At 61.3% G+C, this 20137-nt stretch carries 19 protein-coding genes and 1 tRNA gene; 8 read left to right on the forward strand and 12 right to left on the reverse strand.

Annotation, left to right across the window (positions count from 1 at the left end; genetic code table 11):
• Positions 1-47: 47 nt before the first annotated feature.
• Complete coding sequence (chvE, locus tag AC0L26_RS21730; protein ID WP_352933837.1) at positions 48-1112, reverse strand: multiple monosaccharide ABC transporter substrate-binding protein; 1065 nt, start codon at positions 1110-1112, stop codon at positions 48-50.
• Positions 1113-1426: 314 nt separating this feature from the next.
• On the opposite strand from chvE, the gene AC0L26_RS21735 reads away from it, so the two are divergent.
• The gene (locus AC0L26_RS21735) at positions 1427-2416 is read left to right on the forward strand and encodes a LysR family transcriptional regulator (RefSeq protein WP_473634425.1); all 990 of its coding nucleotides are present in this window, start codon (positions 1427-1429) and stop codon (positions 2414-2416) included.
• A gap of 265 nt (positions 2417-2681) precedes the next feature.
• Here AC0L26_RS21735 and AC0L26_RS21740 read toward each other — a convergent pair whose 3' ends face one another.
• The 7 genes from AC0L26_RS21740 to AC0L26_RS21770 form a co-directional block, all read right to left on the reverse strand.
• Complete coding sequence (locus AC0L26_RS21740) at positions 2682-3437, reverse strand: hypothetical protein (RefSeq protein ID WP_473634426.1); 756 nt, start codon at positions 3435-3437, stop codon at positions 2682-2684.
• A 122-nt stretch (positions 3438-3559) separates the two neighbouring features.
• Positions 3560-3955 carry a phage holin family protein gene (locus AC0L26_RS21745; protein WP_473634427.1) on the reverse strand — a complete coding sequence of 132 codons (396 nt, stop codon included), beginning with the start codon at positions 3953-3955 and terminating at the stop codon, positions 3560-3562.
• Entirely contained in the window at positions 3952-4590 is a 639-nt protein-coding gene (locus tag AC0L26_RS21750; protein ID WP_473634428.1) for a hypothetical protein, read from the reverse strand. The genes AC0L26_RS21745 and AC0L26_RS21750 overlap by 4 nt, the downstream gene beginning before the upstream one ends.
• A 633-nt stretch (positions 4591-5223) precedes the next feature.
• Entirely contained in the window at positions 5224-5949 is a 726-nt protein-coding gene (locus tag AC0L26_RS21755; RefSeq protein WP_473634429.1) for a Crp/Fnr family transcriptional regulator, read from the reverse strand.
• Between the two features lie 194 nt (positions 5950-6143).
• The gene (locus tag AC0L26_RS21760; protein WP_473634430.1) at positions 6144-6350 is read right to left on the reverse strand and encodes a DUF3606 domain-containing protein; all 207 of its coding nucleotides are present in this window, start codon (positions 6348-6350) and stop codon (positions 6144-6146) included.
• A 202-nt stretch (positions 6351-6552) separates the two neighbouring features.
• Positions 6553-6626 (reverse strand) — tRNA-Gly (locus tag AC0L26_RS21765).
• 79 nt (positions 6627-6705) lie between these two features.
• Entirely contained in the window at positions 6706-8577 is a 1872-nt protein-coding gene (locus tag AC0L26_RS21770) for an acyltransferase family protein (protein WP_473634431.1), read from the reverse strand.
• A 266-nt stretch (positions 8578-8843) separates the two neighbouring features.
• Here AC0L26_RS21770 and AC0L26_RS21775 point away from each other — a divergent pair, with 266 nt between their 5' ends.
• On the forward strand, positions 8844-9107 hold the full coding sequence (locus AC0L26_RS21775; RefSeq protein ID WP_473634432.1) for a DUF6460 domain-containing protein: 264 nt from the start codon (positions 8844-8846) through the stop codon (positions 9105-9107).
• A gap of 71 nt (positions 9108-9178) precedes the next feature.
• Here AC0L26_RS21775 and AC0L26_RS21780 read toward each other — a convergent pair whose 3' ends face one another.
• Positions 9179-10081: a histone deacetylase family protein gene (locus tag AC0L26_RS21780; RefSeq protein ID WP_473634433.1), complete on the reverse strand. Its 903-nt coding sequence runs from the start codon at positions 10079-10081 to the stop codon at positions 9179-9181.
• Between the two features lie 101 nt (positions 10082-10182).
• Here AC0L26_RS21780 and AC0L26_RS21785 point away from each other — a divergent pair, with 101 nt between their 5' ends.
• Positions 10183-11535 (forward strand): MATE family efflux transporter, encoded by a 1353-nt coding sequence (locus AC0L26_RS21785; protein ID WP_473634526.1) that lies wholly within the window; start codon positions 10183-10185, stop codon positions 11533-11535.
• Positions 11536-11652: 117 nt separating this feature from the next.
• A complete protein-coding gene (locus AC0L26_RS21790) occupies positions 11653-11844 on the forward strand; it encodes a hypothetical protein (protein WP_473634434.1) in 192 nt (63 codons plus the stop codon).
• Positions 11845-11919: 75 nt separating this feature from the next.
• Here the strand turns inward: AC0L26_RS21790 and AC0L26_RS21795 are convergent, their stop codons facing one another.
• Complete coding sequence (locus AC0L26_RS21795) at positions 11920-12996, reverse strand: quinone-dependent dihydroorotate dehydrogenase (RefSeq protein WP_473634435.1); 1077 nt, start codon at positions 12994-12996, stop codon at positions 11920-11922.
• A complete protein-coding gene (locus AC0L26_RS21800) occupies positions 12993-13343 on the reverse strand; it encodes a DUF952 domain-containing protein (protein WP_473634436.1) in 351 nt (116 codons plus the stop codon). The genes AC0L26_RS21795 and AC0L26_RS21800 overlap by 4 nt, the downstream gene beginning before the upstream one ends.
• A gap of 109 nt (positions 13344-13452) precedes the next feature.
• Between AC0L26_RS21800 and AC0L26_RS21805 the strand changes: the two genes are divergently transcribed.
• Positions 13453-13890: a hypothetical protein gene (locus AC0L26_RS21805; protein ID WP_473634437.1), complete on the forward strand. Its 438-nt coding sequence runs from the start codon at positions 13453-13455 to the stop codon at positions 13888-13890.
• A 124-nt stretch (positions 13891-14014) separates the two neighbouring features.
• Positions 14015-14674, forward strand: coding sequence for a response regulator transcription factor (locus AC0L26_RS21810; RefSeq protein ID WP_473634438.1), 660 nt, complete (start codon positions 14015-14017; stop codon positions 14672-14674).
• Positions 14675-14697: 23 nt separating this feature from the next.
• Here the strand turns inward: AC0L26_RS21810 and AC0L26_RS21815 are convergent, their stop codons facing one another.
• The gene (locus AC0L26_RS21815; protein ID WP_473634439.1) at positions 14698-18186 is read right to left on the reverse strand and encodes a sensor histidine kinase; all 3489 of its coding nucleotides are present in this window, start codon (positions 18184-18186) and stop codon (positions 14698-14700) included.
• Between the two features lie 231 nt (positions 18187-18417).
• Here AC0L26_RS21815 and mscL point away from each other — a divergent pair, with 231 nt between their 5' ends.
• Positions 18418-18837, forward strand: coding sequence for a large conductance mechanosensitive channel protein MscL (gene mscL, locus AC0L26_RS21820; RefSeq protein ID WP_473634440.1), 420 nt, complete (start codon positions 18418-18420; stop codon positions 18835-18837).
• Positions 18838-18947: 110 nt separating this feature from the next.
• Entirely contained in the window at positions 18948-20114 is a 1167-nt protein-coding gene (locus AC0L26_RS21825) for a pyridoxal phosphate-dependent aminotransferase (protein ID WP_473634441.1), read from the forward strand.
• Positions 20115-20137: the final 23 nt, after the last annotated feature.

A 20137-nucleotide genomic window follows, 5' to 3' on the forward strand; every position in this document is an offset into this window, starting at 1 on the left:
GAAAAGGGGCCCTGCATTGCGCAGGACCCCAGTCTTTATATCAGAGATTACTTCAGCTCGTCGGCCTTGATGTAGCCGGAGTCGACCACCAGGGCCTGGTAGTTCGACTTGTCGACCTCATGTGGCGTCAGCAGGATCGAGGGAACGACCTTGACGTCGTTGTTGTAGGTCGTGGTGTCGAGGCCTTCCGGCTTGCCGCCCGAGAGCACCTTGTCGACGAGCTCGACCGTCGCCTTGGCGAGTTCGCGGGTGTCCTTGAACACGGTCGAGTACTGCTCGCCGGCGATGATCGCCTTGACCGAAGCGGTCTCGGCGTCCTGACCGGTGACGATTGGCCATGGCTGGTCGGCCGTGCCGTAACCGACGGCGCGCAGCGAGGCGATGATGCCGCGCGACAGGCCGTCATACGGCGAGAGCACGCCATCGACGCGGCTGCCATCCGAGTAGTTGGCCGAGAGCAAATTGTCCATGCGGGCCTGGGCGGTCGCCGCCAGCCAGCGCAGCGTGCCGACCTTGTCCATGCCCATCTGGCCGGACTTCACGACCAGCGTCTTGTCGTCGATCAGCGGCTGCAGCACCGACATCGCGCCGTTGTAGAAGAAGAAGGCGTTGTTGTCGTCCGGCGAACCGCCGAACAGCTCGATATTGAACGGACCCTTGTTCTCGGGATAGCCGAGGCCCTTGAGCAGCGATTTGGCCTGGATGACGCCGACGCCGAAATTGTCGAATGTCGTGTAGTAGTCGACATTCGCCGTCTTCTTGATCAGACGGTCATACGCGACGACGACGACGCCGGCGTCAGCCGCCTTCTGCAGCGCGTCCGACATCGTGGTGCCGTCGATCGAGGCGATGATCAGCGCCTTCGGGCCTTTTGTGATTTCGTTTTCCAACTGGCTGAGCTGGTTCGGAATGTCGTCCTGAGCGTACTGCAGGTCGACGGTGTAGCCCAGAGCCTCGAGCTGGGACTTGACGGCGTCGCCGTCGTTGATCCAGCGCTGCGAGGTCTTGGTGGGCATCAGCACGCCGACGAGGCCTTCACCTGCCTGCGCAGGCAGCGTCATGGCCGCGATGCCAAGGGCCGCGACGGCGGCCAGTGTCTTGATGATCTTCACATTAACTCTCCCTGGTTGATGGACGCGCACCCTGGGTTTCGTGGGCCGCGCGATCGTGCAGGAGCGCCCAAACGCGCCGCTGCCGTCATATCGATCTCCGGTATCCTCCCAATCGGCCCTGAGACTCTGGCTCCAGTCGATGCGATTTTTCTCGCTGGCGACGGTCAAGCCTCAGGACGGGCAAAGGGTGTGGCTCTTTGCCATAACTGTCAAATGCGATCTTTGATGGTTGCTATACCGAAACTGATATATTGAAAGCCGACGAAGACCTGGCCGAATTGCCAGGTCGGCCACGAGCGGGACAAGAAAAGACCATGGCGGCGCTGCGGAATCCTGATGGACTTTCAGCTAGTTACGAAGACCCTCCCGGCGACGGAGAGATCCTGCTGCGCAGCGGCCTCAGCCTGCGCCACATGCGCATGATCGCAGCCCTCGACGACCATGGCCGGGTCAGCGCGGCAGCCCAGGTCATGAACATTTCGCAGCCCGCCGCCTCGCGCATGATCGCCGAGATGGAGGCGGTGCTCGACGTCAAGCTGTGCGAAAGGCTGCCGCGCGGCATCACGCTGACGCCTTACGGCAAGGCGTTGGCGAGGCGCGCACGGTCAATCCTGCTCGAGATGCGTGAAGTCGACCGCGAGATTTCAGAGCTCAAGGCTGGCAAGGGCGGCTCGGTGTTCCTGGGCGCGGTAACTGCCCCTGCGATCGAGCTCGCCGTGCCGGCGATTCGCGAAATCCGGCGCATCTATCCGCGTATCGAGATCACCATGCAGGTCGAGACCTCCAATGTGCTGGCGCGCGAGCTGATCGCCACGCGTCACGATTTCATCATCGCGCGCGTCCCCGACGACCTCAATCCGCGGCTGTTCGAGGCTCGCGTCATCGGCGTCGAAAAAGCCTGCCTGATCGTGCGCCGCGGCCACCCGCTCGCCAAGGGCAAGGCGGTGGGGCTGGAGGAGACCGCCGCCTACGACTGGGTTTTCCAGTCGGGCGGCTCGCCGCTGCGCCAGGCGATGGAAAGCAATTTCCTGAACCGCAACATCGCGCTGCCGGATCGTATCCTCAACACCAGCTCGCTGCTGCTCACCCTGGTCATGGTCGCGCAGTCGGACGCCATCGCGCCGGTGTCGATCCAGGTGGCGAAATTCATCCAGAACCCCGAGGGGCTGGCCGGCGCCATCGACGTCGTCCAGACCGAGTTCGACATCGAGGTCAGGCCCTATAGCCTGATCACCGTGAAGAATCGTGTGCTGTCGCCGGCGGCCAAGATGCTGCACGACTTCATTTTGAGAGAGGTGGGCTGACGGCTGGAGCGGGTAGCGAACCCGCATCAGGATCAGTGAACCCAACGGGTTAGTCGTGCCCTCCGGAGGCTGTTAACTCAAGCGATTCGTTGCATAGCTATCGCAGCTGTTCCGCTTGGCATCCAGGCGACAAATCGTACTTTCGCGGCACGGCTCGTCGGCCAAGCCGCTTCAATTCAGAATATCGCTCGGGTCGCCCACACCACCGACGAGTTTGCTCCGTAGCAAAAATCGCTTGGCCAGCAGTCCTTGCAGGCTGGCGCTGCTATGAGCTTGCAGAAGACCCGTCCGACGACTCCGGCAAACGATCGCGAATGGCTTCCTCGGTTCGCTTTGCCGTCGATTCCATGACTTTGCCGACCTTGCCTGCCAGCGTGTCGGCATCTCCACCAGAGCCTTGCCGGTCGGCCTCTTCCTTGACGGTTTCGTAAGCCTCGGCGGCAACTTGCTTTGCTTGCCCCAGACCCGTTTCGAAAACCTCCTCCGCACTGTCGCGAATTTTGTCGCGGTAGGCGCCAAGGTGCTCGTCCTCTGTGGCTGTGTGGGGCAGCATCACCCCGATGGCAGTGCCCAGCGCAAGGCCAACTGCCGCGATGGCCAGCGGTTCGCGCTCGAAGAGGTCTTGTGCCGATTGGCGCGTCCGAGCCGCTATCTCGCTGGCGCTTGAGCCGAGCTGTCCGGCGGTTTTTGTCATCCTCTCCTTGGCGCCGGTTGCAGCGTTTGCTGCAGCTTCGGCCGCGCCGCTTGCTGCTGAGGTAACTGAACCGGCGGTATCGGAGAGCATCGCCCCTATACCGGACCCTTCGTTGCCCTGTCTGAAATCATCGCCGCGCAGGTCGGAGAAAGCGTCGGGAGCCATGCCTGTCCGATGTGCGGCAGCAGCTGAACTGGTTCCTGACGTGCCGTTGCCGAGCATCAGCCAAGCTAGGCCGGCTCCAATCAACGTCAGTGGCAACGGGTTGTCCCTGACTTGCGACTTGAAGTTGCCAAGCATGGCGGACCCTTCGCCGCCGGTGAACATTCCGGTAAATTCGTCGATCAATTGACCCGGTGTCATCTTGCTGCGGATCGAATCGGCGGTGTCTGCTACTTTCGCCCGGGCGATGTCGGCATCGCGTTCGAGCTCGGCTGCGGATTTCTCGCTCATCTTATTTGATCCTTGATCACGCGCGCGTCGCGCTTCAGTTGGTCTTGTGTGCGATCGGGGGTCAGCTCGGAAGGTGCAATGCTTTTAGTGCCAGAGCGCAAAAGTATGATTCCCAGTATCGCGACGACGATCCCGACCAGCAGCGAGGACCATCCCGCTCCCAACCCGGCACTCGCCAGGGCAATCACAAGTGCTTGCAGAAGCACGATCAAGGCCGCGAGGAGGCATATGGCGCCACCCAGAACCTCGGCCGCGCCAGCACCGGCCTTGCTCATTTTTTCCGACATTTCGGCCCTCAACAGCATGCTTTCAGTTTGAAGCAGCGTCGTGACCTGCTGTGCCAGATCGCTAACCAGGGTTGCGAGGCCGCGACTTTCCTGATTGTCGGTCATGGGTTCTGCTCCAGGCTTGCGCCTGCCCAGTCGTCGCCGGCCAAGTCACCGTCGCGCTGGTTGGAGGGCGGCGTCGGGTCGAGGGCCTCTGCCGATCGCAATACGGACTCGTCCGAGTTCGAAGCCGTTTCGGAAGGCCGATCTGTTGCCGATCGGCGCTGTGTTTCGGTCGCGGCCGATGGCGGCGAGCTCTTGATGAATCGCCCCAGTGCCAAGCCTGCCAATACTGAACCGGCGATCATCGCCCCTGAGTTTTCGCGGCCGAACGACCGTATCTCGCCGAGGACATCTTCGAACGGTTTGTCCTTCAACGAAGATGAAAAGCGCTCAAGTGCGCCGGCGGCGTCGAGGGTGAACTTCGAAGCGGTCCGTTGATCATTATTGGCTAGATGTTCGCTTGCCGCCCGCAGCGCTCCGCTAAAGGCCTTCAGGTTGGAGCTGATATCGCGTTGTGTTCCCTCGGCCTGGCTGAATAAGGCCTGCTTCGCTTCCGATGCATAATCGCTCGCCTTATCGCGAGCGTCATGTAGCGCCTCCGTCGCGGTCTGCGCTTCCTGCTGAAACCGCTCGGACAACTCGCTTTTGGCAATTTCGAAATCGGCCGGCTTACGCCCCTGATCGTCTTCGCGCTGCATGGTATCTCCTATTGGAACCCGAGGAAGGAGAGGATCGCAAGCACGACGACGACAAGGCCGATGAGATAAATGACACTGTTCATGGTGGCAATCTCCTCCATTGCCTAACGAACTTGCCTGGGGCAAACAGGTTCCATCACTAGTAACTAAATTAGAGATTCCTAAATGACATGTGAGCCTGGCTTCCTGGAAAGTTCGCACGTAGGTGTTCCAAGGAACGGACCCTGGTCCGCGCCTCTGCGCATCGGACTTCAAAGGCCCATGATCAGGCTGGTTTTATGGAGCACCAGGCCTAACCCACATTGAGGTCAAAGCTCACCGGAAGGTCGTAGTCGATTGCACGATCAGCAATCATGTTTGCCAGGTCAGAATCAGAGACCGAACATGTCGGAACAATCTGTTTGAGGGCCTTTACGGCGAGCCCAGTCGATATGAAACTATGGCGCCGCCTCCGAATATTTATGTACTGTTCGATGAGGTTTTCGAGCTCGCGCATGCGCAATCCTTCTTGGACGTGAACCGTGCTTACTGAACCCAGCAGTAATCGATCCGGAGCGAGGGCTCATTCACATTGTTTATTTGGCCAGAAATCTTGATGCCGCATTGTCGCGTCGCGCGCCCTGGCCGAGGCAGTCACCGCGGTTCATGAAAAAGATTTAGGTAGGTCCCATCAAAGTCGGCCAGCAACGCCAATCGCTCGAAATCCAGGATAACAATCCTCCTGTCTTTCCAGCTAACCAGGTCCTTTGCTCGAAGTTCCTGCAGCGTCCGGTTCACGTGAACTACAGATAGACCAAGCACGTCGCCCAATTCCGCTTGCGTCAGTGGGATCGCGAACGACTGGTCAGAGGCCAAGCCAACTATTTGTAACCGGACATACAACTCGCAAATTACATGTGCGAGATGCTGTTTGGCGGACCGACGCCCGAGGCAGGTTATCCAAGTTCGCTGGATTGAGGCATCGATGGCGGTCGAAAGCCAGAGCATCCGGGTAAGATGTGGACTTCTATCCATCGCCGTGAGCAGGTCTTTGTGTCGAATGAAAACTACATTACACGATCCCAGAGCGCTCACGCTGTGATCCATCACTTTTAGCAGTAAACTATGGAGATCGACAAAGTCTCCCGGGACGTGGATTGCCGTTATTTGACGCTTACCTTCCCGAATAGCCTGGTTTCGAACTGCGAAACCATTCGCGACAAGACAGCTTTCGGCTGGGCGGGAACCCTCCCTGACGATGTCCTCGTCGGGTCCGAAAGTCACCGGCCGGACCGGAAGAGCCTCTATAAGCGCGATCTCGTCTGGCGGCAGGGTGTCGCGGCGGTCGAGCATACGAACCAAGAGGTCTTTGCCGAACATCGCGGTCCCTTTTAACTGCATCAGGAATCGAGTTCCAGCGGCTCGTGCCTGGCTGATCGTGCCAGATGGCCTGCCGCAGGTCCCGAGCATCTACAACTTTGCCGGCTGTCGAATGCGGATGGAAATGGTTTCTCTTATGCTCGAGCTCTTCATTATGTCGCTTGCCGGCAATGGGTCCGGTTGTGAAAGTTTGGTCATTGTTCGAGAACCGTTCTTTGCGTTCCGAGCTTCCGAGCCTCCCGATACAGGGTCTCGCGATCGTTACCGTGCTTGCCAAAAAGCTCGCGGATCTGCGGTATTGAAAGGCCAAACTTGTTAGAGAAATAGCGGAACTCATATTCTCCGTCACTCGCGACGCGGTTTTCGCCGCCAGAACCTCTATTGCTCTTGTCTTCGGCCATTTTGGTGCCTCCCTGCTGGCCTTCAGATCAAGCGCAACGCGGATCAGCGTCTTTTGTTGCTGCTGCTTATTAGAATCACGGTATGTTCTGGAAGCTAATATACGCCGCCGACCAAGACTCGATCAGGTGGGCAAACCGCTGCGTGCCGGCGCCGACCGGCCCGAGACCGCGACGGTCGTCATCATCCTCAGGCGGAGCAAGGTGGAGCGGGTAGCGGGAATCGAACCCGCGCGTTCAGCTTGGGAAGCTGACAAGCTACCATTACATCATACCCGCGCAGCAGCCTCGTTACCACGCAAGCCGGCGTTCGGGCAATCGCTAAGCGTGCATTCGTGCCTTGCCAGCCGCCCGACCGTTACTCCGTCGTGGCAAGGGCATCGTCTACGGCAAAATCCGGCCAGTATTTCGAAATTGCCAGCGTGGCCCCGATTGAAGAGAAATGGCCATAGTCGAAATAGAGAAACTGGCCTTCGTCGGCGTAGGAGCAGCGTCCGGCGCTACAGAGGGATTCGAGCGGATCGATGAAGGTGGCGCCTTTGGTAAATGAGCGCACACGGTTGTTGATGTCGGGATCCATGGCCATCGGCCAGGATGTATCGTCCAGGTTTCCACGCTTTGCGAAGAACGCGATTTTCCGAACGTCGGTTATGAACTGAGGAGACTGGCCGATGACAAACACGCGCACACCCAGCTCGCGAAGCGTATCGATCGTTTGTTGGAGACCGTCGAAACTCCTGGCCTCGTAGTCGGTCCACCGGCCGCTGAGCACAACCGTCTTGATGCCAGCGTTCTGGATTACCTTCAAAGCCTGCTGGTTGAACCGCATGCAATCCGGGCGCGCGTAGGAGAAGTAAGAGAGAATCGGCGGACAACCTGCGTAAGTATATTCCACGACGTTGGCCTGTAGTTGATTTGCGTTGGCGTCCAGGCCTGAGACATAGTGGGCGGCGAACGAGTCTCCCCACAACAACACCGTTCTTGAGAAGCCGCGAGTGCGCGTGCAATCCTCGATATTCCAGCTTTCGATCCGGCTGGAGCCCTCGTTGAAACAAGTGCCATTGAGCCAATCCCCGACAGGGATCTTCTGTTGAGCGTAGTCCGGAAACCGTTGCGGGAAGCCGTTGCCGAGCGCCCCGGCCGCCCCGCCAGCGCAAAGAAGAGCGATCGCGCCCGCCGAGAAGGCGAAGATGGGCACCGGGGCGGTGAAGCTCCTTTTCTGCCGGAACGGTTGCTCGATATATTTCCAGGAGAATGCCGCCAGTGCGAAGCTCGCCACCGTCATCGCAACGGTCATCGAGGGTTCGAGTTTTTGCAATGAAAGATAATGCGCGAATGCGTTGATCGGCCAGTGAACAAGATAAAGCGAGTACGAGATGAGACCGATCCAGACCAACGGTCGGACCTCGAGGATGCGGGTAACGACCGTCGAAGGGGTATTCTGGCCGACATAGATGAGGAGGGCCGTTCCGAGGCACGGATACAAAGCGTTGTAGCCCGGGAACGGGTCGCTCTCCGAAATCGTGAAGAATCCGACGGCGAGAAGGCCAAATCCGGCCAGTCCGACCAGTTCAAGAAGAAACCGGTTGCTCAGGGGTGGGGGTCGTTTCAGCATGAGCACGGCGCCCAGCATAAGCTCCCAGATCCGTGTCGGCAGCAGGTAGAATCCGGCGTTCGGCGCCAGCCATGTCGCCATAACCGCCAGCACGAAGCTGCCGACAATGATCGGCAGGAGCACCGTCAGCCAGCGCTTCCCAAAATAGCGATAGATCAGGAACATCAGGATTGGGGCAAAGATGTAGTACTGCTCCTCGACCGAAAGCGACCACGTGTGCAACAGCGGCCGAAGCTCGGCATCGATGGAGAAGTAATTTGACGTTTTCCAAAAATAGATGTTCGACCAGAACGTCGAGGCCGCTATGACGCTGAGGCTGAATTCGTGCAGATCTGACGGCAGAAGGATGAACAATGCCGCAATGCAGGTGAGAAGCATGACAAAGATCAGCGCCGGCAGGATGCGCCGGGCACGGCGCCAGTAGAAGCTGACGATCGAAAACTGGCCGCGTTCAAGGTCGTCCAGAAGGCTTCCGGTGATCAGGTAGCCGGATATGACGAAGAAAATATCGACGCCGGTAAAGCCGCCTGGAATTGCCGAGATTCCGAAATGGAACAGTACAACCGGCAGTACCGCAACGGCCCGAAGGCCATCGATATCGCGCCTATACTTCATTCAAGAGGCCCTGTGTTCGCAGGTCACGGTGACACAGCGCAATCCGTCCACAACAGGGCGATGAGTCTGGCAGATCGAGATCAACGGGTTACCCTCTGTCCTCCAATTTTGCTGCACTGCAACATAAGTGTCAAGCTTGGCGAGCAGACAATCCGCAAACCGCCGTGCTGAGCAACTGGATTCAGCGACCACCTTGATGCCAGCGCGGCAAGTGCGTATTTCTGGACCTGTACCCGAATCGGGTTAACCGAATCTGGAGACACGCCTTGTCCGCACTGACGCGCTTTCTTGGCGATACGCCGCTCCGGGTGCTTCTGAAGCTGCTGGTGGTATCGTTCCTCGTCGGCCTGGTGATGAACGCTTTCGGCTGGTCGCCGGCGGATGTGCTCTACGGCATCCGGAATTTCTTCGTCGATCTCTGGAATCTGGGTTTCCGCGCTGTCGACCGTTTCCTCGGCTATATCCTGTTGGGTGCAGCGATCGTCATTCCGGCCTTCCTCCTGCTCAGGATCGCCAACTACCGGAAATAGGGCATGGTCCCGAACCGTATCAAAGGTTGGAAGCCGGTTTTGGAAAAGATCATCCCCAAATGATAAGCCCATCAGGCGAAGCCTGAAGCCACTTCGAACAGGATGGCATGGCGCGCGGCGAGCGCCGCCACGTCAGTCGAATAGCCGCCGCCGATAACGCCGCAAACCGGGATCCCGAGCCGGCGGAAATGACGGATCACCATGGTGTCGCGGGCGCGCAGTCCCTCGTCCGACAGAGACAACCTGCCAAGCCGGTCATCGGCATGGACGTCGACCCCGGCATTGTAGAAGACGATGTCCCAGGGCGCCCTAGCGGTGAGTTCCGGCAGGATGCCGCCCAGTCTTTCGAGATAGGCCGCATCGCCAGTGCCGTCGGGCAGCGCGATGTCAAGGTCGGAAGCGATCTTGCGCGCCGGATAGTTGCGGTCGCCATGCATGGAAAAGGTGAACACGCGCCGCTCGTCGCCGAGAACATCCGCCGTTCCGTCGCCCTGATGGACGTCGAGATCGGCGATCAGGATGTTGCGGGCGGCAGCTTCGGAAAGCAGCACGAGTGAAGCAACCGCAACGTCGTTGAAGGTGCAGAAACCGGCGCCTTGCGCGCGCCGCGCATGATGACTGCCGCCAGCGGTATTGCAGGCGATGCCGTTCAGCAACGCCAGCCGAGCCGCCAGCACCGTGCCGCCCGTTGCGAGTTGCGCCCTGAGCGAGACCCGCGGGCTCACCGGAAAGCCGATCTCGCGCTCGATTTTTTCAGGCACTTCGCAGGCCAGCACCTGATCGACATAACAGGCGGCATGGGCAAGCTTCAGCCATGATGCCGGCGCCGGTCTCGGCATGCTGAGCGCCTCGGGTCCGGCAAGTCCGCGCGCGCTCAAGGCTTCCATCAGCAGTGGGTACTTGCTCATCGGGAAGCGATGGTTGACGGCAAAACCGGCGTCGTAATCGGGATGGTGAACGATCTGCAGGGGCATGACGGGCAGAGGCCAGAGGCGGGTTTCGGTTGGCCGTAGCGGGATGAGTGGTTGCACGGCGTCGGGAAACTGAGGCACATCGGCTGTTCGATCAAGCCGCAATAGAGGAGCGGATACTGGATCAGGCGCCAGCAACGGCCAACGGCCGGACCTTTATCGTCACCAACCGCTCGGTGCTCACTATAGCGGTGCCGATGACGCTCGCCTATCTGACGACGCCGCTGCTCGGCATCGTCGACACCGCGGTGGTCGGGCAGTTCGGTGACGCTGCCCTTCTTGGCGGTCTGGCGGCAGGCGCCCTGGTCTTCGACGTCGTCTTCACCTCCTTCAATTTTCTACGCTCAGGAACCACAGGCCTCGTCGCCCAAGCGTTGGGGCGTGGCGACGAACTGGAAGAACAGGCGGTGTTCTGGCGCGCCGTGCTGATCGCGGTCGTCGCCGGCATCGTGCTTGCCGCCCTTGCGCCACTGTTCGCCACCGCCGGACAATGGTTCATGGATGCCGAGCCGCGCGTCAGCGAAGCGATGGCCATCTATATCCGCATCAGGCTGCTCGCTGCCCCGTTCTCGCTGATCAACTACGCCATCCTCGGCTATGTGCTGGGGCGCGGCGAGGGTGGGCTGGGACTGATGCTGCAACTGGTGCTCAACGGCATCAACATCGCGCTCTGCATCCTGCTGGGGCTGAAACTCGGCTGGGGCGTTGCCGGCGTCGCCTGGGCGACCGTCACCGGTGAGTTCGTCGCCATGCTGCTTGGCCTGGCGATCGTCATCAGGCGTTTCTCGGCAGCACCCCGCCTGCCGCGGCATCGCGTCGTCGACCTGTCGGCATTCCTGCGCATGATGTCGCTCAATCGCGACATCATGATCCGGTCGTTCTCGCTGCTCGCCGCCTTCGCGCTGTTCACCCGCCAGGGCGCACAATTCGGCACGGTGACACTGGCCGCCAACGCCGTGCTGATGAACTTCTTCCTTATCGCCGGTTATTTCCTCGACGGTTTCGCCACGGCAGCCGAACAGCTCGCCGGACGGGCCGTCGGCGCGCACGCCGCCATGCAATTCCGGCAGGCGGTTCGGCTGACCCTGTTCTGGGGATTCGGGCTGGCGGCCACGGCGACGCTTGTCCTTTTGCTGGGCGGCACCGACCTGATCGCCCTGATCACGACCTCACAAGATGTTCGAGCCGTTGCCGACATCTATCTGCCCTGGGCGGCATTCACCGCGCTCAGCGGCGTGCTGGCGTTTCAGATGGATGGCGTCTTCATCGGTGCGACCTGGTCGCGCGACATGCGCAACATGATGCTTCTGTCGTTCCTCATCTTCAGCGGTGCGCTGCTCGTCCTGGCGCCGGCCTTCGGTAATCACGGCCTGTGGGCGGCGCTGCATGTCTTCCTGCTGGTGCGTGGCTTCAGCCTGCTTGTCATTTTGCGCTTGCGGATGCGGACGGCGTTTTAGCCAGTGTCCTAGGTCAACTTTCGCGCAGGGTGGAAAGCGATCCTATTCTCCATAAGTTCTGGCGTCAGCGGATCGCTTGCACTTCCAGTCGATTTCGTTACGTTTTTCGGCAGCTTGATGCAGCAATTGTTCTGGGGGAAGCCTGTGCGAAGTTACCTGCCATACGTCTTAGGCGCGGCGCTGGGGCTGCTCGTTGCGTTCATTCTTTCCGCAATTTTGGACGTCGGCGGAACGGCTCAGTTGCTTCTTTTTGGGTTGTTGCCTGCTATCGGCGGCGCCGCCTGCGAGCGGATCGTCAGTCGCAATTGACCCTGGACGAATGAGCGCAAATGGGTTGTGAGACGGATCCGTCTCGGACTGAAACATTACGCTTTTAAGCGCAATTTAGAGCTGCTTCGACGCCCAGAAGTCGAGGCGGCTGTCACGTAGATCGCATACAGATTTGAGCCGTTCTTTTTCCACGAAGCGGACCATCCCTGCAAGAATGCGGCTCGGCAGCGAAGGTCCGGCATAGATCATGCCGGTGTAGAGTTGGACAAGATCAGCGCCGGCACGGATCTTTTCCAGTGCCGTCTCAGCGGTAGAGACGCCGCCGACGCCGATGATGGCGCGGTTCGGGCCAAGCAGTTTGCGCATCTTGGCCAACACGATGGTCGAGCGCTCGAACAACGGTTTTCCCGAAAGCCCGCCGGCCTCGCCGGCAAATTCGGCGCTGCGCAGATCCGGTCGCGCAATCGTGGTGTTGGAGACGATGATGCCGTCGATTGCCTTGTCGGTGACCTCGGCGGCGATGTCCTCCAACTCGGCCTCGACCAGATCCGGCGCGATCTTGAGGAAAACGGGCGGTTGCGCCGCCGCGGCCGCACGGGCGGCTATGACGCGCGAAAGGAGATCGCCGAGCTGCTGCCGCGCCTGCATGTTGCGCAGGCCGGGTGTGTTTGGCGACGAGATGTTGACCGTCAGATAGGTGGCGTATGGCGCAAACCTGATAACGCCGCGTTCATAGTCGCTGACGCGGTCTGTGCTGTCCTTGTTGGCGCCGATGTTGACGCCGACAATGCCGGGCCGACCCTTGCGGGCGGCAAGCCGTTTCTCAGCGGCTTCGTGACCTCCATTGTTGAAGCCCAGCCGATTGATCACCGCTTCGTCCGATGTCAGCCGGAAGATGCGCGGCTTCGGGTTGCCCGCCTGTGGCAGCGGCGTGATCGTGCCGACCTCCGCAAAACCGAAGCCGAGGCCAAGCAGGGGATCGGCAACCTCGGCGTTCTTGTCGTAGCCGGCAGCCATGCCGAGCGGATTGGGGAAATCGATGCCGCAGACGCTGATTTTCAGCCTTTCATCGCGTATGAGGCCCCTGACGACCGGCAGCCCGCATTTCAGCGCGGCGATCGACAGGCCGTGGGCGGCTTCCGGATCGAATGCGAACAGGAGCCTCTGGCCGAGCCGGTCAAACACGCTCATTCGGTCTCCAACGCCGGGAATTGGTGCAGACCGTCGCTGCCGAGCGGCAATGGTTGCACCCAGACGACGGTCTTCAGCTCGAGCGCCCCGTAAAGATGCGGGAACAGCGCGCCGCCGCGCGAGACCTCGTATTTCAGCGCATCACCCAGCTTAGCTCCGTCGATAGCGACCAGCAGCAGCTTGGTCTGGCCGGCAAAGTGTTTCGCTGCCGTTTCCTTGATCTGGCCGCCGGTGGAAAAATGGATGAAGCCGTCGGCGACATCGATCGGCGCGCCGGTGAAGCGGCCATTTCTTTCGGCCTCGCGCCACAGCGGTTCAGGTACTATCTTGTAGATAATCTGAGACATGATTGCGCTATAGTCTGAACCGACCATGCGGGGAAGGGTGCGCCAGAGTTCTTCCCCATTTCCGGCGCAAACATGCGATAATTGCGCTCGCTAGCCTATGGAGGACAATATGCGTCCGCAGCACGTCTTGATTCCCGCAGCGCTCGTCTCGCTCGTCGCGGCGTCGGCGTTTTCCGAGGAAGCCGACCGCTACCGGCTGGAAAAGTCGGCCAACGGCTATGTCCGCATGGACACGCAGACCGGTGCGATGTCGATCTGCGAGGAACGTTCCGGCCAGCTCGTCTGCAAGATGGCGGCCGACGAACGCGCCGCCTTCCAGGACGAGGTCGACCGGCTGCAAAGTTCGGTCAAAGCGCTCGACGAGCGCGTCGTCAAGCTCGAAAACTCACTGTCCGCCCGCCTCGAGTCGACCTTGCCCAGCGAGGAGGATTTCAACAAGACGATGAGCTACATGGAGCGCTTCCTGCGCGGCTTCATGGGTATCGTCAAGGACATGGAAAAGGACAGCGGCGAAGATGGCGCCAAGCCCAATTCGCAAAAAACCTGAGCACCATGCGCCGGGAACCCGGCGCATGGCCTTTGCCGCTTGAAAAAGGCTGATATCGCCGCATATTCGTTCGACAGATCCCGCAAGAAGCAGACAATCATCAATGGGATTCGGGGAGGGTCATGTGCCGTCAGGCTACACTTTCGTCATCGCCGACGACCATCCGCTGTTTCGCGGCGCGCTGAGAGAGGCGCTTGCCGGCGTCGGCAATGTTGCCGGCATTCATGAGGCCGGCGATTTCGAAAGCGCCAAGGCGCTGGTGGTGTCCAATGAGGATGTCGATCTGGTGTTGCTCGACCTGTCCATGCCGGGCGCTAGCGGCCTTTCCGGTTTGATCTCGCTGCGTGGCATCCATCCGACGGTGCCGCTGGTCGTGGTGTCGGCGCATGACGATCCGGTGACCATCCGGCGCGCACTCGATCTCGGCGCTTCGGGTTTCATCTCCAAATCGGCCAGCATGGAGGAGATCCGCAGCGCCGTGCGGTCGGTGCTTGCCGGCGACATTGCCGCGCCCACGGGCATCGATCTCGGCGTCGAGCGCGATCCCGAAATCTCCGATCTGATCAAGCGGCTGCAGGCGCTGACGCCGCAGCAGACGCGCGTGCTCGGCATGCTCGCGGAAGGACTGCTCAATAAGCAGATCGCCTACGAACTCGGTGTCTCCGAAGCGACGATCAAGGCGCATGTCTCGGCCATTCTGCAGAAGCTTGGCGTTGACAGCCGCACCCAGGCGGTGATCCTGCTGTCCAAGATCGGCAGCGACCCTCTGCCGGCAGCCAGCTGAGCTCGGCATGCAGATCGGCACCGTTACTCGGCCGCCGATGCCAGCGGCCTGACCCTGGCCATCATCGAGCGCAGTACCGCTGGTTTGAGCGGTTTGTTCATCACCGGCACGTCGAGCCTGCCGGCACTGGCGCGCACCTCGCTCGATCGGTCGGCGGTTACCAGCACGGCCGGCATGTCCTGGCCGTGTATCGCGCGCAGTTTAGCGATCACTTCGAGACCGGTCTCGCCATCGAGATGGTAGTCGGCAAGCACGATGTCGGGGCGACGCATTCCGGAGCCCTCGATAGTCTTCGAGCCTGAAAACGTCTCGACGCTGCAGCCCCAGCCTTCGAGCAATAGCCGCATGCCGTCGAGGATGCGGGCGTCGTTGTCAATGCAGAGCACGCGGAGCCCGGCAAGCGAAGCAGCAGTGCGGACCGGCGCCTTCGCCGCGACCTCGCGCCGCGGCTCCTGCGCTGCCGCGACCGGCAGAATGACGGAAAAGCGCGTACCTTTGCCTGGGTTCGAAAAGATCCGGATTTCCAGGCGCAAGACGCGAGCGATGCGGTCGACGATGGAGAGGCCGAGGCCGAGTCCTTCGGCCTCGCGCGCACCCTCGTCGAGCCGGGTGAATTCGCGGAAGACCGTGTTCAGCTTGTCGCTGGCAATGCCGATGCCGGTGTCGATCACCTGTATCTCGACCAGTTCGCCGCGCCGCCGCACCCCGACCAGGACGTGGCCTCGGCGTGTGTATTTGATGGCGTTGGACACGAGGTTCTGGATCAGGCGGCGTAGGAGATTGCGATCCGTCATCACGCTGAGCGACGACGGCATGATCGTCAGGCCGAGCTTCCTCTCGGCGGCAAGCGGCTGGAAGTCGTTGCCGATCTGCCGCAGCAGCTCGCCCAGGCTGAAGACGGTGTCGTCCGGTTTCATCGCGCCGGCATCGAGGCGGGAAATGTCGAGGACTGCGCCGAGAATGGTCTCGACTGATTCCAGCGAGGATTCGATGTTGACCGCGGCCTTGCCGGCCGGGCCTTTGCCGGCCTTTTCGATCAGTGACGAGCAGTAGAGCCGTGCGGCGTTCAGGGGCTGCAGGATATCGTGGCCGGCGGCGGCGAGGAAGCGCGTCTTGCCGAGATTGGCTTCCTCGGCCAGCATCTGCGCCTGTGCCAGCTCCTCGTTGACGCGGGTCAGTTCGACGGTGCGGTCCTTGACGCGCTGTTCCAGCGATTCGTTGGCGCGCTTGAGCGCCAGATCCTGCTCGACGCGTCCGGAGATGTCGGCATAGGTGGCGACGATGCCGCCGTCCGGCATCGGATTGGAGCGCAACTCCAGGATGCGGCCGCTGGTCTTCAGCTCCATCTGCCAGGGGCTGACGAAACTGGTGAGGCGGTTGAGCATCGCCACCCTCTGGTCGGCCGGAATGTCGCCGCGCTCGGCAAGGTGGCGCAGGATGCGATCGAGCGAGACGCCGACCTGGCCCATCTCGTCGGGCAGGTCGAACAGCGCCCGATACTGGCGGTTCCAGCAGATCAGCCGAAAATCCCTGTCGAAGACGGTGATGCCCTGTTCCATCTGGTCGAGCGCGATCTGCAGCAGGTCACGATTGTGCTGCAGCGCCTCGGTGGCGTCGTCGAGCAGGCGGAAGGCATCCTTGGATTCGCGATCGTTGCGGCGCAGCAGCAGCGACAGGATCAGCCGCGCCGAAGATGAGCCGACGGCACTCGCCAGAAGCTGCTCGGAGAAACGGATGACGTCCATGCTGGCCTGCTCGTTGCCGTGCAACGAAGCACCACTACTCTCTTCGAACGTTTGAAAGGACCGCTCGGTGCGTTCGACGCCAAGATAGCGCGCGATGGTGTCCTTGAGGTCATTGACGGTGACAGTGGTGCGGAAGCGGCGCAGGCTCGGCATCGGGCTCGCCTCGCGCGGCACGAAGATCGACGCCTGGATGCGTTCCAGCGGCACAGAAGCGCGCGACAGTGAGCCGAGCACGAAGAACAGCGTGTTGATCGACAGGCTCCACAAGACGCCGTGGTTCAGCGGCTCAGCGACGGTGCCGAACAGCGCTTGCGGCCGCAACGCTTCGAAACCGAAAAGGCCGTGGACAACGATGCCGGTATCGGAGGCGGCCAGCGACGGCAGCAGCAGCGTGTAGCTCCAGACGACGATGCCGGCGACCATGCCCAGTGCGGCGCCCCTGCCGTTGGCGCCGCGCCAGATCAACCCGCCGATCAATGCCGGCGCGAACTGCGCGATCGCGGCGAACGACATCAGGCCGATCGAGGAGAGCCGCGCGCTGTCGGTGCTCTCGCGATAGTAGAGGAAGGCGATGAACAGCATGATGAAGATCGCCGCCCGCCGCACGTTGAGGATCAGCGTCGACCAATCCTCGTTCTCGGAAGTCGTGGTCCTGAGCAAGCGGCGCACGAACAGCGGAATGACGAGGTCGTTGGAGATCATGATCGACAGCGCGACGCTTTCGACGATCACCATCGCGGTCGCTGCCGACAGGCCGCCGATGAACGCCGCCATGGCCAACAGATCGTGACCGCTGAGCAGCGGCAGCGACAGGACGTAGAGATCGCTGCTGGTCCTGGTGCCGACCAGCGCCAGGCCGGCGAGCGCAATCGGCAGCACGAAAAGGTTGATCGCCACCAGATAGAGCGGAAACACCCATGTCGCGGTGCGCAGCTCGGCCTCGCTGCGGTTCTCGACGATGGTGACGTAGAACTGGCGCGGCAGCATGATGATGGCAAAACCGCTCAAACATGTCAGCACCAGCCAGGTGGCCAGCGATGTGCTGTAGCCCATCGCCTGCCGCACTTGCGTATTCTCGGCGAGCTTGTCGACCATATCGCCTGGGCCGCCGAAGATCAGAAAGGTCACCATCAGGCCGATCGCCAGGAAGGCGGCGAGCTTGACCACGGTTTCGACCGCCACCGCCAGCACCAGTCCGTCCTGGTGCTCGGTGGCGTCGGCGTGGCGCGTGCCGAACAGCACCGCAAACAGCGCAAGCAGCATAGCGACGACGAGTGAGATGTCGCTGAGGAAGGGATCGAAAGAGGGCGGCGAGCCGGTATAATGCTCGACCATCAGGCTGACCGAGCCGGAAATCGCCTTCAACTGCAGCGCCATATAGGGCACTGCGCCGACCGTCGCGATCAGCGTGGCGATCGCCGCTACGGCAAAACTCTTGCCGTAGCGGGCTCCAAGGAAATCGGCGATAGACGTGATCTTCTCGGTCTTGGCCAGCCTGACGATGCGCCGAAGCAACGGGAAGCCGAACACGAATACCAGCACCGGTCCGGTATAGATGCCGAGGAATTCAAGGCCACGCTCGGAGGAAAGGCCGACCGAACCGAAGAATGTCCATGAGGTACAGTAGATGGCCAGGCTAAGGGCATAGATAAAGGGGCGGGCTTTGCCAGGCCCGGATGGCACCGAGCGTCGGTCGCCGAGGCTGGCGATGACGAACAGCAACGTCACATAGGCGATCGCGATGATGACGATGAACCAGCCCTGCACGGCCTGAAAATCCTCCCTGGCCGATTTTGCACCCGGCTTGCCGAGACGCAATCACAGCTTGGCGATCAAGTCCATCGCGGCTTTCGGCGCAGGATGGCAGCGGCTTCGACGATCCTGGCCGGTGGAAACCGTCTTTTGCGCATGTTGCAACCGGAGGTTTTTGCTATTGTGGCGTGGGCCGGACGAAGCGGGCAGAGGCGCCGGCACGGTCCGTCATGACAGGAGGGTCGAATGCTGAAAGAATTCCAGGAGTTCATTTCCAGGGGCAATGTGATGGACCTGGCCGTCGGCGTCATTATCGGCGCCGCCTTCGGCAGAATCGTCGATTCGCTGGTCAACGACATCATCATGCCCATCGTGGGCGCGATTTTGGGCGGACTGGACTTCAACAATTACTTCTTCGCCCTGTCCTCTGCCGTCAACGCGACCTCGCTGGCCGAAGCCAAGAAGCAGGGCGCCGTCTTCGCCTATGGCAGCTTCATCACCGTGGTGCTGAACTTCATCATCCTCGCCTTCATCATCTTCTTGATGGTCAAGGCGGTGAATAATCTCCGCAGGCGGCTGGAACGCGAAAAGCCCGCCGTCCCTGCCGCGCCGCCGGCCGACGTCGCGCTGCTTACCGAAATTCGCGATCTCCTCGCCAGGAAATAGCGCAGGGGCAAGTTCTCTGGACCAAAACCCCGGTCGTTTTCGGCCGGGGTTTTCTGTTTTCGCCTGTCGCAAAACGCGCTAGCAGTCCGGAAGACGAAAACGGATCTATCATGACCCTGATCGAGAATTTGCGCGCCGAGGCCCGGGCCGCGCCGGAAAGCGGCATTGTCGCCGTCATGAACCGCGGCCGCGACCGCGACGGCATGATCCCGCTCTGGGCCGGCGAGGGCGACCTGCCGACGCCCGCTTTCATCACCGATGCCGCTGCCCGGGCGCTGGCCGGCGGCGAAACCTTCTATACCTGGCAGAGGGGCATCCCCGAGCTGAGGCAGGCGCTCGCCCGCTATTACGTCAGGCATTTCGGCAAGAGCTTCGCCGAGGAAGAATTCATCGTCACCGGTTCGGGCATGCATGCCATCCAGCTGGCGCTCGACGCCGTCGCCGGCACCGGCGACGAGGTCGTCTATCTGTCGCCGGCCTGGCCGAACTTTGCCGCTGCCGCCAGCCTGTCGGGCGCCGTCCCGGTCGCGGTCACGCTCGACCAGTCCGGCAATGGCTGGTCCTGCGACGTCGGCAAGATCGAGGCGGCGATCACGCCAAGGACAAAGGCGCTGTTCGTCAACACGCCGTCCAACCCGACCGGCTGGACTGCCGACAGGCAGACGCTGCAGGCGATCCTCGACCTTGCCCGCGAAAGGGGCCTGTGGATCATCGCCGACGAGATCTATTCGTTGTTCCACTACGGCGCCAGCCGCGCGCCGTCCTTCATCGACATCATGGCCGACGAGGATCGCATCCTGTTCGTCAACAGTTTTTCCAAGAACTGGGCGATGACCGGCTGGCGCGTCGGCTGGATCAAGATCCATCCTTCACTGCAGCAGGTGTTCGAGAACCTGGTCCAGTATTCGACCTCAGGCGTCGCCCAGTTCATGCAGCGCGGCGCCGTCGTCGCGCTCGATGAGGGCGACGCCTTTATCGCTGAGCAGGTGGAGCGGGCAAGGGCTGCGCGTGACTTGGTCTGCGGCATCCTGGCTGCAACCGGCAGGGCACGCTTTACCGTGCCGCAGGGAGCGTTCTATCTGTTCTTCGCGGTCGACGGCATCACCGATTCACGCGCCGCCGCCTTCGACATGGTCGACCGCGCCAGTGTCGGCCTGGCGCCCGGAACCGCCTTCGGCCCCGGCGGCGAAGCCTTCCTAAGGCTGTGCTTTCACCGCCGACTCGACCAGCTCGAGGAAGCGGCGCACCGGCTGGCGAGGTGGATGAAAACTGCTTGAGGACGCCGGAGCCTGAGGCGACC

Source organism: Mesorhizobium sp. WSM4823, assembly GCF_055811195.1.

What these genes read in the sequence shown, in the direction of transcription:
- AC0L26_RS21735 (WP_473634425.1), top strand. Translation starts at nt 1,427, where the DNA reads ATGGCGGCGCTGCGGAATCCTGATGGACTTTCAGCTAGTTACGAAGAC.
- AC0L26_RS21740 (WP_473634426.1), bottom strand. Translation starts at nt 3,437, where the DNA reads ATGTTCACCGGCGGCGAAGGGTCCGCCATGCTTGGCAACTTCAAGTCG.
- AC0L26_RS21745 (WP_473634427.1), bottom strand. Translation starts at nt 3,955, where the DNA reads ATGACCGACAATCAGGAAAGTCGCGGCCTCGCAACCCTGGTTAGCGAT.
- AC0L26_RS21750 (WP_473634428.1), bottom strand. Translation starts at nt 4,590, where the DNA reads ATGCAGCGCGAAGACGATCAGGGGCGTAAGCCGGCCGATTTCGAAATT.
- AC0L26_RS21755 (WP_473634429.1), bottom strand. Translation starts at nt 5,949, where the DNA reads ATGTTCGGCAAAGACCTCTTGGTTCGTATGCTCGACCGCCGCGACACC.
- AC0L26_RS21760 (WP_473634430.1), bottom strand. Translation starts at nt 6,350, where the DNA reads ATGGCCGAAGACAAGAGCAATAGAGGTTCTGGCGGCGAAAACCGCGTC.
- AC0L26_RS21770 (WP_473634431.1), bottom strand. Translation starts at nt 8,577, where the DNA reads ATGAAGTATAGGCGCGATATCGATGGCCTTCGGGCCGTTGCGGTACTG.
- AC0L26_RS21780 (WP_473634433.1), bottom strand. Translation starts at nt 10,081, where the DNA reads ATGCCCCTGCAGATCGTTCACCATCCCGATTACGACGCCGGTTTTGCC.
- AC0L26_RS21790 (WP_473634434.1), top strand. Translation starts at nt 11,653, where the DNA reads ATGCAGCAATTGTTCTGGGGGAAGCCTGTGCGAAGTTACCTGCCATAC.
- AC0L26_RS21795 (WP_473634435.1), bottom strand. Translation starts at nt 12,996, where the DNA reads ATGAGCGTGTTTGACCGGCTCGGCCAGAGGCTCCTGTTCGCATTCGAT.
- AC0L26_RS21800 (WP_473634436.1), bottom strand. Translation starts at nt 13,343, where the DNA reads ATGTCTCAGATTATCTACAAGATAGTACCTGAACCGCTGTGGCGCGAG.
- AC0L26_RS21805 (WP_473634437.1), top strand. Translation starts at nt 13,453, where the DNA reads ATGCGTCCGCAGCACGTCTTGATTCCCGCAGCGCTCGTCTCGCTCGTC.
- mscL (WP_473634440.1), top strand. Translation starts at nt 18,418, where the DNA reads ATGCTGAAAGAATTCCAGGAGTTCATTTCCAGGGGCAATGTGATGGAC.
- AC0L26_RS21825 (WP_473634441.1), top strand. Translation starts at nt 18,948, where the DNA reads ATGACCCTGATCGAGAATTTGCGCGCCGAGGCCCGGGCCGCGCCGGAA.